The following is a 14,788-nucleotide window of genomic DNA, read 5'->3' as shown; positions in this document are numbered from 1 at the left end:
TGTAATAATGAATTGTTTCATAGGTTTTAATATTATTGTGGCTGTGATGATTTCAACCTGGAATAGATGGGAGCAACTTTGTGAATATATTTTTTACGTAGTCTTAGTTGCATGGGGTTATTTGACGAACCAGAGTGGTAAGCACCAACTGCATCCCATGTATACCCGAATCGCTGGATATGACCTGCCAGGATCCATGCGCCGACAATGACACTCTGACACGTGTTATTCAGTAAGTCACTTTTGCGGATGTTAAATTTACGCAAGGATGCGAAATGGCGACTATTTATTTGCATCAAGCCAACATCAACTGTCCCGTCATTGTTTTTATTCGTTGCTTGTGCATTAACATTTGATTCTACCATAGCAATGGCGTGCAAAAGTTCTGGCTCAATACCATAGCGATCGCCCGCTACCTTCCAACAGTGTGCATGTGTCAGGAATGATGGTATCAATAGCAATAAGAATAAGCGGTACATTATTAAAAACCATAAACAATGCTATTACCGTCTTTACCACCAGAGGTAATGTCCACTTCATTGACTGAGTTTTTTTCTCTTGTCGGATTATGCCATTGATAAGGGTTTCCCCATGGATCCAGCGGCACTTGCTGCGTTAAATAAGGCCCGTGCCAGGACGTGCTGTCTGACGGTTGCTCCGTGAGTGCGTTAAGTCCCTGGGATTCAGTGGGATAACTGCCTGTATCCAGTCGATATTGCCCCAACGCATCGGCAAGAGAATGCATTTGCCGCAATGCGGTTTTCTCTTTTGCGGAATCGACGTTTGAAAAAATTCTTGGGCCAACGAACCCAGCCAGCAGGGCAATAATCATAAGAACCACCAGCAGTTCCAGCAATGTGAATCCTTGCTGATAATTTGGTGAAGACAGGTGATTGTGTTTTCCCACAGTTTAAATTCCTTTTTAAATTCGGGTAATTTGCCTGACGATATTGTCCATAAAATCAGAGCGGTGAACAGGTTTGATAATCTTGCTGTAGATGAGAAATACGGCATTCAGATTAAGAAAGTTCTTGTTCATGCGTGTGTTGGTCTGGTGTGTTTGCTCGGGTGTTCTGCTGGCTTCTGAAATAAATCACAAGATATATAGTGTCTTTCAATATTTAAAAACTGAGGGTTTTGCGCATCGACAACAATGTCATACGCACAACCAGACGGATATGCACATGGCAAGAGTCTGAGAAAGGAGGGAGTAAATGAGCGTTTCTGGTAAATTATTGTCCGGGATATTAGCGTTATTGGTGGTATCAACTTACCCGGTAAGGGCTGAAATCGTAAATGTGCAGCCCCGCGCGTCGGGGTTAACGCATGAGACTCATCGTCCCTGGCACTCACTGCTCTGGAAGGCGACCAAAGACCAACTGACGGTGACTAATACGGGAACGGTTGCCGTGCAGATAGCAACAGATCTCATCCTGTTGCCTGATGAAATGGTGGTGTCGTTACGGAAAACAACGATTTTGCCGGGAGAAACGCTAGAGGTTTATGGTGCATGTCCTGAACATTTGCCTGCGCAAAAAGAGGTTCTTATTACGCCTCTGGCTGAGGATAAGCATCCTCTTCCGGCTCAGGTGTTGCCATTGCAACATTAACGAAAATGGAACAGTGAGTGGGAAAGATGCAATTATAACGAATAAAAAATAAGTTAACCTGGCTTGCCTTATTTTATTCAGTTAGCGTAGGGTAAGCTAAAGTAATGTAAATGCCATGTTAATGACGGTCTTGTCATTATTTTGACAGTAAGTGGACAGGGACCGTTAATATAATACTTCCTCGAGGTTGTTATTTGTACAGATGGAACATACACGAGGAGGTTTTATGAAAGTCATACTGAATGCTGTATTCATTTTTCCCCTGCTATTGGGGGGAGTCGCGAGTGCATCAGCCGCCGAACCGGTTCGGGATGTCACTGGGCTTGAACGATTAGGGATGATTTCTGTTGCTAATGCAAGTACGCTAAGCGATCTTGAATCTTTGCTGAAAGCAAAAGCAGAACAACGCAATGCCAGATACTTTAAAATAGTGTCTGCCAGCGGTGATAACCGATTATATGGAACTGCAGTAATATATCGATAAACACCATCGTCTGCTAATCAGGTGCCTTTTTAAGGCACCTTGCGGTCGATTAACTCTCGGCAGACGGCGGACTCTTTTCCGCCCCTGATTGAAAGACCCAGAAATAGATTAATCCCGCACAAATGCTCAGGTTTTTTGTGAATTGGATAATTTGTCCGGTTCGTTGTGTACCTGTATAAAACCAGAACGGATGAAACATAATACTCGTCAGTAATACATAAAAAATAAGCAGTAATGATACTGCCTTCATCTTATATCCCATGATCAGCGCCAGGCTCCCTCCAATTTCAATAATGATGGCTACAACGATCATCATTTCGCCTGGCAACGTGTCACCAAACGGTGTTTTCAGTGCATTATCTGTGAGGTTAAATATCTTGCTAAATCCGCTGTAGATAAAGAGTGGTGTCATTATTATTCTTGCAATAAGCATAACTGTACGTTCTTGCATGAGTTATTCTCCTGATTATAGGAATAGAAAACAGGTAATTGGTGTAATTACGATGTGACTATATCAATACAAACTGGCAGGAAGCTGACATTATTCCGTTATTTACGTCAGTTTTCTGCTGATAACGATAAATTAATCATTATAGCTGACGGTGATTTTACGATTTTTTGCTTATGGTAAACCCGAAGGTATTAATGCCATGAGAACTGGTCGCGAAAACATCGCCTCCATGGATATACGCAATGGCTTTTATTATCGAAAGGCCTAATCCATGATTGGTATCACTTTGAGTTCTTGAACTGTCGACTCTGTAAAAACGTTCAAAGAGCCTTTCAAGATGATGGGATTCTATTTGCTCCCCTGCATTTTCTACTGAAATATAGACCGTATCTTTTTTTTCGCTTAATCTGATGGTGATCATGGAATCAACAAAAGCATGCCTGGCACTATTTTCAAGTAAATTTGCCAGCGCCCGATTGAACAAACGACGATCGGCAAATACGGTTGCTTCACCTTCAATGCTCAGGTGGAGATTTTTGTCTGAAAAAATAGGTTCAATGTATTCTACTGTTTTGACTGCTTCCGTTTTGAGGGATATTTTTTCACATTGCGTGGTAAATTTCCCTGTCTGCGCATGGGATAGGAAAAGCATATCATTGACAATAGAAGCCATTCTGGACATTTCTTCCAGATTGGACTCAAGCGCATCTTCAAGTTGTTCTATTGTTCTTCTTCGTGAGAGTGAAAATTGCGTTTGTCCAATAAGGTTGGTCAGGGGGGTTTTTAGCTCATGTGCGACATTTGCGTTAAAGCATTCAAGCTGAGACCAGGCTTTATCCTGACGAGCCAATAGCCCGTTAAATGCCACTGCCAGTGGGCGAAGTTCACAGGGAAGGGTTTGCGTGTTTAATCGCTGCCCATCGACACCAGGTACCAATTGGTTGGCCTGCTTACTGAGTAATTCGACAGGCCGCAAGCCTCTTCGCGAAATAATGTAACCTGATACTGTCACCAGTAGTACACCTGAGGTAGTGATAAAAATTAAAACCCGCGTAAATTCATTAAGAGTATTTATATAAGGTGTTGAATCTATAGCAACAATAAAGTGCAATGAGGGTATGATGCCATGGGCAGGAATGGTTTTTGTTAAAAGATAAAGTGGACACTCTGCGGGATTGTCTTTGGCGATTTTGCTAAACCCATCTTTGAGTTGCGATAATGTAATTCCTTGCGGTGGCGGGCCACCGATGTGATAGGCAGGATCCGAACTGGTGATCCAGTACTGAACGCGCCCACCTTCTGTGGTAGACAGGCTGGCCATACGCGTACCCAACTGAGACCATTCTGTTGGCGCTGTTCTGGATGTAATTAACGGCTCCATCAGTGTAAAACGGAACTGAAGTTCGTTATGCATTTGTTTGTTCAGGGATTCCCGCAGTGATTCACGTAAACAAACAGCGTAGGTCAGCGCTATACTCAGTGTCGTAAGACCAAACATGATGACCAGTTTTCGCGAAATTGAACCTCTCAACAAGGCTATTGCTTTCCTAATCATGTTCAGGGCGCAGCTCCAGCACGTATCCCATACCTCTGACGGTATGCAGGAGTTTGACGGGAAAGGGAGTATCAATTTTAGTCCTGAGTCGTTTGATCGCTACTTCGACAACGTTGGCATCACTCTCGAAGTTCATGTCCCAGACTCGTTCGGCGATCATCATTTTTGAGAGTATCTGCCCCTGATACCGGACAAGCAAACTCAACAATGCGAATTCCTTCTGCGTTAAATCGAGTCGTGCGCCACTACGAGTAACTTTACGGGATAAAAGATCTATCTGTAGATCGTGCAACTGGAAGAGGGAGATCCCCTGGTTGTCAATCGCCCGGCGGCGAAGAAGAGCCTGGATCCGTGCACTCAGTTCAATTAACGAGAAGGGTTTGGCAAGATAATCGTCAGCACCGAGGTTAAGGCCTTTGACCCTCTCATCCAGACTTCCTCTCGCTGAAAGCATGAGTACGGGCGTTTGTTTCGATTTTCTAAGATTATCAAGTAACTGGTAACCATCCAGGTAAGGGAGCATGATATCCAGAATAATGACGTCATAATCAAATTCGGTGGCAAGATATAATCCTTCGCGTCCATCTGACGCTATATCTACCACGTATCCCTGTTCTTTAAGCGCCAGATTGATATATGAAGAGGTTTTTTCCTCATCTTCTACTAACAGAAGTTTCATCGGTTATCCTTCCTATTACATACCGTATATTTTCCCTTACTGTAAACAAAAACAGCTGTCAATAATTTGACTGTTCACTAACAAATTTGTCAGAAAGCCCGATTAATTTTCAACGAGTGAAATGAATTTTAGAAATACAGAGGATATTACCTTGCAACTCATGTAATACAGTATGCAGGCTGCCACCGTTCCGCCTTTTGTGGCGGAAGCGCTCAGTCTGAACAGCGTTTTATATTAGATGTGACGTAGATGATGTTCCAGTTCATCTATAAATATGCGGGTGCGGGCAGGCAGCAATCGCCGATCGGGGAAGACGGCCCAAACGGGTATTCCCGCCATTTTCCAGTCTTCCAGTAGCGGTTTCAGTTTTTCCTCGCCAACCTGCTGGCGGACAAAATGTCGTGCAAGACAGGTGATTCCGGCTCCGGCAACGGCCATAGACCTGAGAATACCGGGCGCATTAGCTGTAATTCGTAGCGGAGGAGAACCTTGCCAGCGTTCGTTATTGTGCGTTAATTCCCACGGTGGAGAACTGCTGGTATGCATATAAAGTGCAAGGACCGGGTGGTTGAGCAGTGCGGCTGGTGTCTGCGGTTCGCCATTTATCGCCAGCCACGCGGGTGAGGCGAATAAACCCGGCTGGAAAGTCGCAATGCGCCGTGCAATCAGCGTTGAATCTTCAATGAGTGCCCCCAGTCTTATTGCCACATCGACATTCTCACCCAGTAAATCAACACGCCTTTGAGACACGTCAATATCCAGTCTAATTGCAGGATAGCGTGCCACGAACTCTGTCAGAAAATGCCCTAGCATATCGCCGGTAAAATCTCCCGGTATCGAAACACGCAATGAGCCTGTGGGGTGTAACTGGCGTTGATCGCCCATGGCAGAGGCGATATCCAGCTCCTGAGCGACGCGTTTAGCCTGCAAATAAAATTCATGACCAAAATCGGTGATCGAAAGTTTACGTGTTGAACGCCGTAACAACAGTTCACCCAGAGCATTTTCCAGATGCGATATGCGTCGGGAAAGCGTCGACTTTGGTAGCCCCATTTTTTCTGCAGCATGGGTAAAAGTGCCTTCTTCAACAACGCGCACAAACAGCAATAAATCACCGGGATTGAGAGACATGAATTATTCCATCAGGGGAACAGTATTCTCCACATTAGTAGCTTAATCCGTCGGGGTAAAGGGCGTAATGTCACATTGTGTTTACATTGATAGATAGGTAATGAATATGCAACAGACAGAGGCTTCTTGCGCATTGCACTGGGTCAACGGCAACTGGCTGGACAGCGAACAGCATGGTGAAAGTATCAACCCTGCAACAGGGAAAAAGATCGGCGATTATGCCATTGGTGATATGAATACTGCCAGGGCGGCGGTGACGGCGGCATCCTACGCCTTCAACCATACCAACTGGAAACATGACCGCGAACGTCGGGCCCTGGTTTTGCACGATCTGGCAGACCGTTTTGAGGCGAATGCCGAAAAACTGGCGCAGTTATTAAGCCTGGAAAATGGGAAAATTTTACCAGAGGCCCGCTTTGAAATATCACTGGTGGCCCCCGGCCTGCGTTACTGCGCGGGGCTTGTTTTTCAGGATGGAGGGCGCGCGGCACAGTGGGGTAACGGTCGTTTTTCGCTGGTGATCCGCGAACCTGTCGGTGTGGCGGGTATCAGTGTTCCGTGGAATTCGCCAGTGGCACTGCTGAGTCGCTCACTTGCACCTGCACTGGCGGCTGGATGTACCGTCGTCATAAAAATGCCAGGGCAGACGGCGCAAGTCAACGCACTGATTGCGCGCATCATCAGCAGCTCACCTTTACTCCCGAAGGGGGTGGTCAACATGGTGACCGGTGAAAAGGACGTGCTCAGTTTTCTGGTGGAATCACCGGATGTCCCGGTGATCAGTTTTACCGGCAGTACACGGACTGGCAGGGCAATTCAGGCGGCAGGTGCGGCATGCCTGAAACGCTTTGGTCTGGAGTTGGGCGGAAAAACCCCGATCATCATTTTTGATGATGCCGATCTGGATGCGGCACTGCTCAAAACCGAGAAAGCACTCACGACCTTTGCCGGTCAATTTTGCATGACAGGCAGCCGTTTACTTGTGCAACGTGGCGTCGCCAACCGGGTCCGTGAACGACTGATTGCACGCTTGTCCACACTGAAAGTAGGGCCTGCCAGCGAGGCTTTCAGTGAAATGGGACCGTTGATTGATAAAGACAACGTTGAGCGGGTGGACGTCATGGTTGAGCGTGCATTGCAAGACGGTGCTGTGGCACTGGTACGCGGCGGTCCTGTCAGGGAGGGGCCATTAGCTTCGGGGGCGTTTTACCTTCCTACTTTTCTGGAGGTCGACTCTTCGGCATTAGCCATTGTGCAGGAGGAGGTCTTTGGCCCGGTGTTGACTCTTCAGGTGTTCGATACAGAAGAAGAGGCGGTGGCGCTTGCAAACCAAAGCGAGTACGGCCTGGCTGCCAGCATCTGGTCATCTGACCTTAATTGTCCATTGCGAGTTGCCGCGCATATCGATGCAGGAACGGTCTGGATTAATGACTGGGCAACGATACGGGATGAGTTTGAGGAGGGGGGATATAAACAAAGTGGTCAAGGGCGGTTACGTGGTTTAGCGCAACTGGATGATTTTGTGGAGTACAAACATATCGTTTTACAACCTGGCGCAATGAGCCAGAAAGAGACAGAGGTGGAAAATGAGCATCAATAGCCGTTCAGTGAAGATGATTCTGGTGGGGTTGCTGGCAATGGTCGTCTTACCTGTTGGTGCACAGACGCAAACATCAGAACAGGCTATATCGACCGCGCTGAAGACCCGTCAACCGCTGGATGTCGTCAATGCGTTTTTAATGAACACCGCACCGGATAAAGTCTCATCAGCAGCACAGCAACTGGTTGCACCCGATGCGACTTATATCTCGCTGAATTTTAACAACCCAGAGTTGAAGAAAATTGAACCCTGGGCGGGAACGTCAAAAGGTCCGGAAGCCTTTGTCAGTACGTTTAGCCGTGTGGCGAAATACTGGAAAATAGTGGACTTCACTGTCGAGGATATATTCGCCAGTGGAGACAATGTGGCCGTGTTTGGGAACTTTACTTATCGCTCGACAGGCATTGGTAAGCAATTTAACTCACCATTTTCCATCCATGCCAAAGTGAAAGCGGGAAAAATTACCTATTTTCAGTTTATGGAAGATACTTATGCTTCGGCCAGTTCATTCCGGGTGAGTGGGGACTGGGAAGTGAAGACGGACCCTGACGGTGCATCTTACCGTGTGGGGGAATAGCACCTGTTTTTGCAGCACAATCCTGTATTCATCTGGGTACAGGGTTGTGCCTTATTTATCGAGCCATTACACCTGAATAAGAAAATGTAAAAAACGCTCCAGTGCAACGGAGGGGATTTCGTTTTTACGCCAGAACATGCCCACACTGCCTTTCTGTTCAATTTCCGGTAAGTTCAGAATGACCAGTTGTCCCTGGCCGGCATAGCGCTTAGCCAGTCGCAGAGAAAGAATTGATATCATATCGCTGCTTTGCAGTAAGTTTATGCTGACGTTCATTGAGGCGGATTCGATGATATTGTCCGGTAGCATAATGCCGTTATCGGCCAGCGCATTATCAATGCTGAGACGAATGGGTGTTCCGGTTGGCCAGATAATCCAGCGCCATGACATAAGGTCTTCCCACGAGATCGTGTGATGTCCTGCCAGGGGATGATCCGGGCGGGCAACGAAACAGACGGGCTCGGTGTATAACACCTGGTAATTCAGTGGAAGGGTTAACGCTCGTCCGCCGACCCGTCCCACCACCACATCGACCACGCCAGCAAGAAGATCCTGCAGAAGTGGGGTCATCACTTTCTCTTCGACATCCAGATGCAGGCCAGGCATTTCGCTGAGCAAGCTGAGGATAGCCTGAGAAACACAGTCTGTAGCCACCGGGGAACAGCCAATTTTCAGACTTCCTACCAGTCCACCCTGCTTAAAACGCGCCATTTCATACTGTGAACGTTCAAGGTCGTTCAGGAGTCGCTGGGCATGCTGCAACAATAGATTGCCCCCTTCGGAGGGGCGTAATCCTTTGCTGTGACGTTCAAAAAGCGTGACACCGACGTCATTTTCAAACTGTGTTAACCATTTTGACAGCGCAGGTTGGGTGATATTCATCATCCGGGCAACCTGCGTCAGATTACCCTGTTCTGCCAGGGCAACCAGGATCTGCAAGTGCTGTAGCTTTATTTTTTGGGTCCAGCTCGCCATCAGAGATAACCTCCTGGTTATGTCATGGTAATAAATGTCATTGTACATTTCATCGACACGATTACAAAATCGCAACATAAAAACATGACGCATCTTACCTGTGCTGAGGCATTCACTATGACTCAAGAATGTGATCTACAAGCTCTGATTGATAAAGCCCCCGTTGGAAGAATGCAGTGGCAAGTCATTATCTGCTGCTTTCTGGTGGTGATGCTGGATGGTTTTGATACTGCCGCAATTGGATTTATTGCACCGGACATTCTTTCTCGCTGGCAACTGAACGTTAGCGATCTTGCACCGCTGTTTGGTGCAGGTCTGGTGGGGTTGACTGCAGGGGCGTTGCTCGGTGGTCCGCTGGCCGACCGGTTTGGTCGTAAACGGGTGATTGAGTTGTGCGTAGTGTTGTTTGGCGTGTTTAGTCTGTTGTCAGCCTTCTCGCCAGACCTGCAAAGCCTTGTCATTTTACGATTTTTAACCGGGCTGGGGTTGGGGGGCGCGATGCCCAATACCATCACCATGACGTCCGAATACCTTCCTGCTCGTCGCCGCAGCACGCTGGTGACGTTGATGTTTTGTGGTTTTACGCTCGGATCGGCGATGGGGGGAATTGTCAGCGCGCAGTTAGTACCGCTTATTGGCTGGAGCGGGATTCTGATCCTTGGTGGGGTACTGCCCATCGTGTTGTTTTGCGTCTTGCTGTTTGCTCTGCCGGAATCGCCGCGCTGGCAGATTCGTCATCAGGAGTCACAGGAGATTATCGCCAGAACGGTTAGCGCCATCACCAGGGTGCGTTATAGCAATACTCATTTCTGTCTGAATGAAGTCGCCGCCGTCGAGAAGGGGACCATTCGTCAGCTCTTTGCAGGACGTCAGCTTCCCATCACGTTGATGCTGTGGACTGTTTTCTTCATGAGTCTGCTGATTATCTATCTACTTTCCAGTTGGATGCCCACCTTGCTCAGCCACCGCGACGTTGAATTACAGCAAGCCTCATGGGTCACGGCGGCATTTCAGATTGGGGGGACGCTTGGTGCACTGCTGTTAGGGATGTTGATGGACAAATCTAATCCTTGCCGCGTGCTGGCGATGAGCTATGCGCTGGGGGCCGTTTGCATCGTAATGATTGGCCTGAGTGAGAACGATCTATGGCTGATGGCGCTGGCGATTTTTGGTACGGGAATCGGTATCAGTGGTTCACAAGTCGGGCTGAATGCCCTGACAGCTACGCTTTATCCCACGCAAAGCCGTGCGACAGGGGTGAGCTGGTCCAGTGCTGTGGGGCGGAGCGGTGCGATTGTGGGGTCGCTTTCCGGCGGCATAATGGTGATGGGGCATTTTTCTTTTAATGCGTTGTTTTTCGTTATTGCTATTCCGGCGGCAATAAGTGCGGTGATGCTCACCTTACTCATGTTTGTCCTCCGCCATTCGGTTTCTAAATCTGATGATTTGCCTCGTAAAGGTATTACCAACGAGTGAGGAGAATGCGTATGTCTGAAGTTAATTCATCTGTCAAACAACGGCGTCAGCAATTTTACCAGCATATTTCAGGCCGAAATCTGACACCGCTCTGGGAATTGCTGCATCAACTGGTGCCACAAACGCCGAACGCGAATTGTGCCCCGGCCTACTGGAACTATCAGGAGATCCGCCCGCTGCTGCTGGAATGTGGGGATCTGATTGGGGCGAAAGAGGCGGTCCGACGAGTTTTAGTGCTGGAAAACCCGGCTCTACGCGGGATGTCATCCATCACGACGACATTATACGCTGGGCTGCAACTCATTTTACCTGGCGAGGTTGCACCCAGCCATCGGCACAATCAAGCGGCGCTACGTTTTATTGTAGAAGGGAAAGGAGCCTTCACCGCCGTGGACGGCGAGCGAACGCAAATGTGCGTCGGTGATTTAATTCTGACGCCTCAGTGGTGTTGGCACGATCATGGCAATACGGGAGATGACCCGGTGGTTTGGCTGGATGGTCTGGATTTGCCGCTGGTCAATTTATTGGGGTGTGGTTTTGCGGAAGATTACCCAGAAGATCAGCATCCGATCACGCGAAAAGAGGGGGATTACTTGCCTCGTTATGCGGCCAATATGCTGCCGTTACGCCATCAAAAAGGAAACTCGTCCCCTATCTTTAATTACCGCTATGACAGGAGCCGTGAGGTGCTGTCTGACCTGGCCCGGATGAGCGAGGCAGACGAGTGGGACGGTTATAAAATGCGTTACGTGAACCCGGTAACGGGGGGCTACCCCATGCCGTCGATGGGGATGTTTTTGCAGCTATTGCCAAAAGGATTCACCTCGCGTCTTGCACGGACGACGGATAGTACGATCTACCACGTTGTGGAAGGCGCGGGGCAGGTCACGATCGGCAACGAGACGTTTACCTTTTCGGCAAAAGATATTTTTGTGGTCCCGACCTGGCATGCCATTTCGTTTCAGACCAGCGAAGAGACGGTGTTATTCAGCTTTTCAGACAGACCTGTTCAGGAACTACTTGGGTTGTTCCGTGAAGCACGTTATTAAAAAGGGGAAAAAGCATGGTCCGCTATACATTTGCACCACAGAAACCGGTTGCTATCCCGGTTGTTGGCAGCGAGGAGCAGTTTCCTGTTCGCCGAGTTTATTGTGTTGGGCGTAATTATGCGGCACACGCCCGTGAAATGGGGTTCGATCCCGAGCGCGAACCGCCCTTCTTTTTTTGTAAACCGGCTGACGCAGTTGTCCCCGTGGCGACGGGCGAAACGCTGGAACTAGCCTATCCGTCACAAACGGATAATTACCATTATGAAATTGAGCTGGTGGTCGCCATAGGTAAGAAAGGCAGTGATATTCCGTTAGATGAAGCCCATAAATATATATGGGGTTATGCCACCGGACTGGATATGACGCGTCGTGACCGGCAGATGGAGATGCGCAAGATGGGGCGTCCGTGGGAAATCGGTAAATCGTTTGACAATTCCGCTCCCATTGCCCCTTTGCATAAAGTGGCCGATGCGGTTGATCTGAATGAAACTGCGATTTGGTTGCAGGTGAATGGTGAAGATCGTCAGCGTAGCGATATTCTCCATCTTATCTGGTCGGTAAATGAAACCATCAGCTATCTGTCCACTTTTTTCGAACTACAGCCTGGCGATTTAATCTTTACCGGCACACCGGAAGGTGTAGGTGCGGTTGTGAAGGATGATGTGATTACCGGGAATGTAGAGGGTTTGACGCCTATCAGTGTGAAGATTGTCTGAGGTGAAAAATGAAGCTGTACAGTTTTTTTAATAGCTCGGCATCATATCGGGTGCGTATCGCGCTGGCCTTAAAAGGGATCGCTTATCAGACTGTGGGCGTCAATATTCGTGTTGGGCAACAAAATGAGTGCGCCTATCGTCAGATAAATCCAGCCGGACTCGTTCCCACGTTAGTGACTGATGAAGGCGAATCGCTTGGTCAGTCGCTCGCAATCATAGACTGGCTGGATCGCCATTTTCCACAAGTGCCACTGTTACCTGTGGGCGATCCGGCTCGAAGTAAAGTGCTGGAAATTGTCTATGCAATCACCTGCGATATCCATCCGCTGAACAATGTTCGGGTATTGCGCTATTTGACTGATGAGTTAAAGGTGAGTGAGGAGGAGAAAAAGCGCTGGTATGCGCACTGGATCCAACAAGGGCTTCGTGCAGTAGAAGAATTGCTGAGTCAGAGTCAATCAGGAGCATTTTGCGTGGGGAATTGCCCAACGCTGGCGGATTGCTGCCTGATTCCTCAATGGGCAAATGCGCAGAGAATGGGCTGTGATCTGCGCCAGTATCCACGCTGCAGGGCAGTGTATGAGGCCTGTAGCCATCTTCCGGAATTTATTGTCGCAGCACCTGAAAATCAGAGAGACAAAATATGTGCATAAACATTCTGGCGGATCCCCATTACGCCTTGGGTAGCTGGCCTGAGTTATGGCGTCTTGAGGGAAATATCAGGTATTGTGTTACAGGGCGAGTACATAACCAAGCACTAATATTTTTCGGTCAGTGCCTAAGCTAAATTAAGGTTATGGCCCGCTAGAATAAGAAAATAAAAAAAGCCCGTCAGAGCACGGGCGAAATAAACAAATGATTCATTGATTCGTTGCCCACCGCTAGGCGGATAACGGCGTGTATTCTACGCACCTGTTGCAGGTGGTGATACCTGACAAATTCGGTAGGTGAAACAATGAATTAAACATGCACTAAGGGGTTTCGATAGAAGGGTAGATACAGTTTTCAAGGTATTCGACCAGATGCCAGATTTCACCGCTAAAAATAAACCAGTAGCCTAAAATAATAAGGCTTAAAATGATTAAGATGAGTATTATTTCTGTCTTTCCCATCACCTGATACTACCCACCTGAAGTCTGGTTCTTCGAGGTGGCATTGTAACGGGGCTTTACTCAATACTCCAGTTTCATGCCGCCAGCACTTTATTGCGGCCGTTGTTCTTGGCACGATAAAGCGCATCATCAACGCGTTTAAACAGATCGTCGATACTCTCATCAGGGTTATGCCGGGCAACGCCTATGCTAACAGTAAAGCGGGGCAGTCCGGGGATCGTAATGCGAGCGACCGCGGCACGGATAGTTTCGGCAACCTGCATTGCGGTATCGAGTGATGTCTTTGGCAGTAAGATGACAAACTCTTCACCACCCCAGCGAAACACCACATCGTCTTCACGACAGCAGGACTCCAGTGTACGAGACAAGGAGATCAAAACCTCATCTCCCTTAAGGTGACCGAACACATCGTTGATGTTTTTGAAATGATCGGTGTCGACCAATAACAAGCTGAACTGCTGCTGGGTCGGGAGGTGTGAGAGGTTGGTTTGCTCTGTAATTAGGTAAAACTGTCGACGATTGAGCAGGCCTGTCATCGAATCACGCAATGCGGCGTGCTCCAGTTCCTGTTCAAGCCGCTTCTGCTCGGTAATATCGTGAATGATACAGAGCATGAGTTTGTCACCGTAAATCTCGATAGGGCCGGCGTAGGTTTGAACGTGGCGGGTGGTCCCATCAGCAAGACGATGAATAAAATTAAGCGGTTTATGCCCACCAGGAAGACGCGCGATTTCAGTCATTATTGGTAAAATATTGCGCCCAAGCGTGTTGATCTCCCACGTATGTTTACAACACATCTCATCATGGGAATAACCATAAAAATTAAGGGCTGCCACATTGGCATCAACAATTTGACCGTCTCTGGACGGGTCAATTAAGAGCATCGGGGCACTGTTAGTCAGGAAAAATCGGGCGTAGAAACCTTGTTTCTTACGCTGATAAGTGGCTGAACGAGTTGCCTTGAGGCCTGAAGGCGTTTGCAGAGTAATACCTTCAAACACAATGACATCACCATAAGGTTCAAACCAGGTCAGTGTCAGGCGGCAACTGAGCGTGCTCTCCTGCTGATCACGCAAGACGGTCCAGATTTCGACGATCTCTTGATCGGCTTTAAGGTCTGGTACATACATTGAAAGCACTGTTTGCGCATTTGCGGAATATATTCCAGCCCGCATTTCAATCAGCGTTTTATTCCGCATGACATCCGTTGCTGCGGTGTTCGCAAATAGGATCTGTTCTGAGACAGGTGAAATTAGCCACACTGGCGTCTTTATGAAATTCAGTGCATCGAAGCTATTTTGCGACATAGGAAATTCCTATTCATCGGCACAATGTGCCTGACGATCACGGCGGAATTGACTCGCGTGGGCTCC

General features: G+C 48.1%; 17 protein-coding genes. 8 read left to right on the top strand and 9 right to left on the bottom strand.

Features of this window, described 5'->3' with window-relative positions; all coding sequences use genetic code 11:
• Positions 1 to 32: 32 nt before the first annotated feature.
• Positions 33 to 479 carry a lytic transglycosylase domain-containing protein gene (locus HV346_RS11865; protein ID WP_181619555.1) on the bottom strand — a complete coding sequence of 149 codons (447 nt, stop codon included), beginning with the start codon at positions 477 to 479 and terminating at the stop codon, positions 33 to 35.
• Between the two features lie 2 nt (positions 480 to 481).
• Positions 482 to 856 (bottom strand): type II secretion system major pseudopilin GspG, encoded by a 375-nt coding sequence (gene gspG / locus HV346_RS11860; protein WP_249415077.1) that lies wholly within the window; start codon positions 854 to 856, stop codon positions 482 to 484.
• Between the two features lie 358 nt (positions 857 to 1,214).
• On the opposite strand from gspG, the gene HV346_RS11855 reads away from it, so the two are divergent.
• Positions 1,215 to 1,610: a hypothetical protein gene (locus HV346_RS11855; RefSeq protein WP_181619554.1), complete on the top strand. Its 396-nt coding sequence runs from the start codon at positions 1,215 to 1,217 to the stop codon at positions 1,608 to 1,610.
• Between the two features lie 226 nt (positions 1,611 to 1,836).
• Positions 1,837 to 2,094, top strand: coding sequence for a DUF1471 domain-containing protein (locus HV346_RS11850; protein WP_181619553.1), 258 nt, complete (start codon positions 1,837 to 1,839; stop codon positions 2,092 to 2,094).
• A gap of 49 nt (positions 2,095 to 2,143) precedes the next feature.
• On the opposite strand, the gene HV346_RS11845 is transcribed toward HV346_RS11850, so the two are convergent.
• From HV346_RS11845 to HV346_RS11830, 4 genes are all read right to left on the bottom strand, one after another.
• Positions 2,144 to 2,545 (bottom strand): DoxX family protein, encoded by a 402-nt coding sequence (locus tag HV346_RS11845; protein ID WP_181619552.1) that lies wholly within the window; start codon positions 2,543 to 2,545, stop codon positions 2,144 to 2,146.
• A gap of 157 nt (positions 2,546 to 2,702) precedes the next feature.
• Positions 2,703 to 4,079: a heavy metal sensor histidine kinase gene (locus HV346_RS11840; protein ID WP_181623759.1), complete on the bottom strand. Its 1,377-nt coding sequence runs from the start codon at positions 4,077 to 4,079 to the stop codon at positions 2,703 to 2,705.
• Positions 4,080 to 4,092: 13 nt separating this feature from the next.
• The gene (locus HV346_RS11835; protein WP_181619551.1) at positions 4,093 to 4,779 is read right to left on the bottom strand and encodes a heavy metal response regulator transcription factor; all 687 of its coding nucleotides are present in this window, start codon (positions 4,777 to 4,779) and stop codon (positions 4,093 to 4,095) included.
• A gap of 234 nt (positions 4,780 to 5,013) precedes the next feature.
• Entirely contained in the window at positions 5,014 to 5,910 is an 897-nt protein-coding gene (locus HV346_RS11830) for a LysR family transcriptional regulator (protein ID WP_181619550.1), read from the bottom strand.
• Positions 5,911 to 6,016: 106 nt separating this feature from the next.
• On the opposite strand from HV346_RS11830, the gene HV346_RS11825 reads away from it, so the two are divergent.
• Both HV346_RS11825 and HV346_RS11820 read left to right on the top strand, forming a co-directional pair.
• Complete coding sequence (locus HV346_RS11825; protein ID WP_249415074.1) at positions 6,017 to 7,510, top strand: aldehyde dehydrogenase family protein; 1,494 nt, start codon at positions 6,017 to 6,019, stop codon at positions 7,508 to 7,510.
• Positions 7,497 to 8,087, top strand: a complete 591-nt coding sequence (locus HV346_RS11820; protein WP_220131470.1) for a nuclear transport factor 2 family protein — start codon at positions 7,497 to 7,499, stop codon at positions 8,085 to 8,087. Before HV346_RS11825 ends, HV346_RS11820 begins: the two co-directional genes overlap by 14 nt.
• Before the next feature lie 66 nt (positions 8,088 to 8,153).
• Here HV346_RS11820 and HV346_RS11815 read toward each other — a convergent pair whose 3' ends face one another.
• Positions 8,154 to 9,062, bottom strand: a complete 909-nt coding sequence (locus HV346_RS11815; RefSeq protein WP_181619548.1) for a LysR family transcriptional regulator — start codon at positions 9,060 to 9,062, stop codon at positions 8,154 to 8,156.
• A 117-nt stretch (positions 9,063 to 9,179) separates the two neighbouring features.
• Between HV346_RS11815 and HV346_RS11810 the strand changes: the two genes are divergently transcribed.
• The 4 genes from HV346_RS11810 to maiA are packed head-to-tail and all read left to right on the top strand — an operon-like array spanning position 9,180 to position 12,956.
• On the top strand, positions 9,180 to 10,538 hold the full coding sequence (locus tag HV346_RS11810; protein WP_181619547.1) for an aromatic acid/H+ symport family MFS transporter: 1,359 nt from the start codon (positions 9,180 to 9,182) through the stop codon (positions 10,536 to 10,538).
• A gap of 11 nt (positions 10,539 to 10,549) precedes the next feature.
• Positions 10,550 to 11,587 carry a gentisate 1,2-dioxygenase gene (gtdA, locus tag HV346_RS11805; protein ID WP_181619546.1) on the top strand — a complete coding sequence of 346 codons (1,038 nt, stop codon included), beginning with the start codon at positions 10,550 to 10,552 and terminating at the stop codon, positions 11,585 to 11,587.
• Between the two features lie 14 nt (positions 11,588 to 11,601).
• The gene (locus tag HV346_RS11800; protein ID WP_181619545.1) at positions 11,602 to 12,303 is read left to right on the top strand and encodes a fumarylacetoacetate hydrolase family protein; all 702 of its coding nucleotides are present in this window, start codon (positions 11,602 to 11,604) and stop codon (positions 12,301 to 12,303) included.
• 8 nt (positions 12,304 to 12,311) lie between these two features.
• Entirely contained in the window at positions 12,312 to 12,956 is a 645-nt protein-coding gene (gene maiA / locus HV346_RS11795; protein WP_181619544.1) for a maleylacetoacetate isomerase, read from the top strand.
• Between the two features lie 318 nt (positions 12,957 to 13,274).
• Here the strand turns inward: maiA and HV346_RS11790 are convergent, their stop codons facing one another.
• On the bottom strand, positions 13,275 to 13,415 hold the full coding sequence (locus tag HV346_RS11790; RefSeq protein ID WP_181619543.1) for an Ecr family regulatory small membrane protein: 141 nt from the start codon (positions 13,413 to 13,415) through the stop codon (positions 13,275 to 13,277).
• A gap of 74 nt (positions 13,416 to 13,489) precedes the next feature.
• Positions 13,490 to 14,722: a sensor domain-containing diguanylate cyclase gene (locus HV346_RS11785; RefSeq protein WP_181619542.1), complete on the bottom strand. Its 1,233-nt coding sequence runs from the start codon at positions 14,720 to 14,722 to the stop codon at positions 13,490 to 13,492.
• Positions 14,723 to 14,788: the final 66 nt, after the last annotated feature.

Source organism: Enterobacter sp. RHBSTW-00994, assembly GCF_013782625.1.
GTDB lineage: Bacteria > Pseudomonadota > Gammaproteobacteria > Enterobacterales > Enterobacteriaceae > Enterobacter.
Note: the sequence above shows the minus strand (reverse complement) of the source record. Positions and strands in the feature narration are given on the sequence as shown.

What these genes read in the sequence shown, in the direction of transcription:
- HV346_RS11865 (WP_181619555.1), bottom strand. Translation starts at nt 479, where the DNA reads ATGTACCGCTTATTCTTATTGCTATTGATACCATCATTCCTGACACAT.
- HV346_RS11855 (WP_181619554.1), top strand. Translation starts at nt 1,215, where the DNA reads ATGAGCGTTTCTGGTAAATTATTGTCCGGGATATTAGCGTTATTGGTG.
- HV346_RS11850 (WP_181619553.1), top strand. Translation starts at nt 1,837, where the DNA reads ATGAAAGTCATACTGAATGCTGTATTCATTTTTCCCCTGCTATTGGGG.
- HV346_RS11845 (WP_181619552.1), bottom strand. Translation starts at nt 2,545, where the DNA reads ATGCAAGAACGTACAGTTATGCTTATTGCAAGAATAATAATGACACCA.
- HV346_RS11835 (WP_181619551.1), bottom strand. Translation starts at nt 4,779, where the DNA reads ATGAAACTTCTGTTAGTAGAAGATGAGGAAAAAACCTCTTCATATATC.
- HV346_RS11830 (WP_181619550.1), bottom strand. Translation starts at nt 5,910, where the DNA reads ATGTCTCTCAATCCCGGTGATTTATTGCTGTTTGTGCGCGTTGTTGAA.
- HV346_RS11825 (WP_249415074.1), top strand. Translation starts at nt 6,017, where the DNA reads ATGCAACAGACAGAGGCTTCTTGCGCATTGCACTGGGTCAACGGCAAC.
- HV346_RS11820 (WP_220131470.1), top strand. Translation starts at nt 7,497, where the DNA reads ATGAGCATCAATAGCCGTTCAGTGAAGATGATTCTGGTGGGGTTGCTG.
- HV346_RS11815 (WP_181619548.1), bottom strand. Translation starts at nt 9,062, where the DNA reads ATGGCGAGCTGGACCCAAAAAATAAAGCTACAGCACTTGCAGATCCTG.
- HV346_RS11810 (WP_181619547.1), top strand. Translation starts at nt 9,180, where the DNA reads ATGACTCAAGAATGTGATCTACAAGCTCTGATTGATAAAGCCCCCGTT.
- gtdA (WP_181619546.1), top strand. Translation starts at nt 10,550, where the DNA reads ATGTCTGAAGTTAATTCATCTGTCAAACAACGGCGTCAGCAATTTTAC.
- HV346_RS11800 (WP_181619545.1), top strand. Translation starts at nt 11,602, where the DNA reads ATGGTCCGCTATACATTTGCACCACAGAAACCGGTTGCTATCCCGGTT.
- maiA (WP_181619544.1), top strand. Translation starts at nt 12,312, where the DNA reads ATGAAGCTGTACAGTTTTTTTAATAGCTCGGCATCATATCGGGTGCGT.
- HV346_RS11790 (WP_181619543.1), bottom strand. Translation starts at nt 13,415, where the DNA reads ATGGGAAAGACAGAAATAATACTCATCTTAATCATTTTAAGCCTTATT.
- HV346_RS11785 (WP_181619542.1), bottom strand. Translation starts at nt 14,722, where the DNA reads ATGTCGCAAAATAGCTTCGATGCACTGAATTTCATAAAGACGCCAGTG.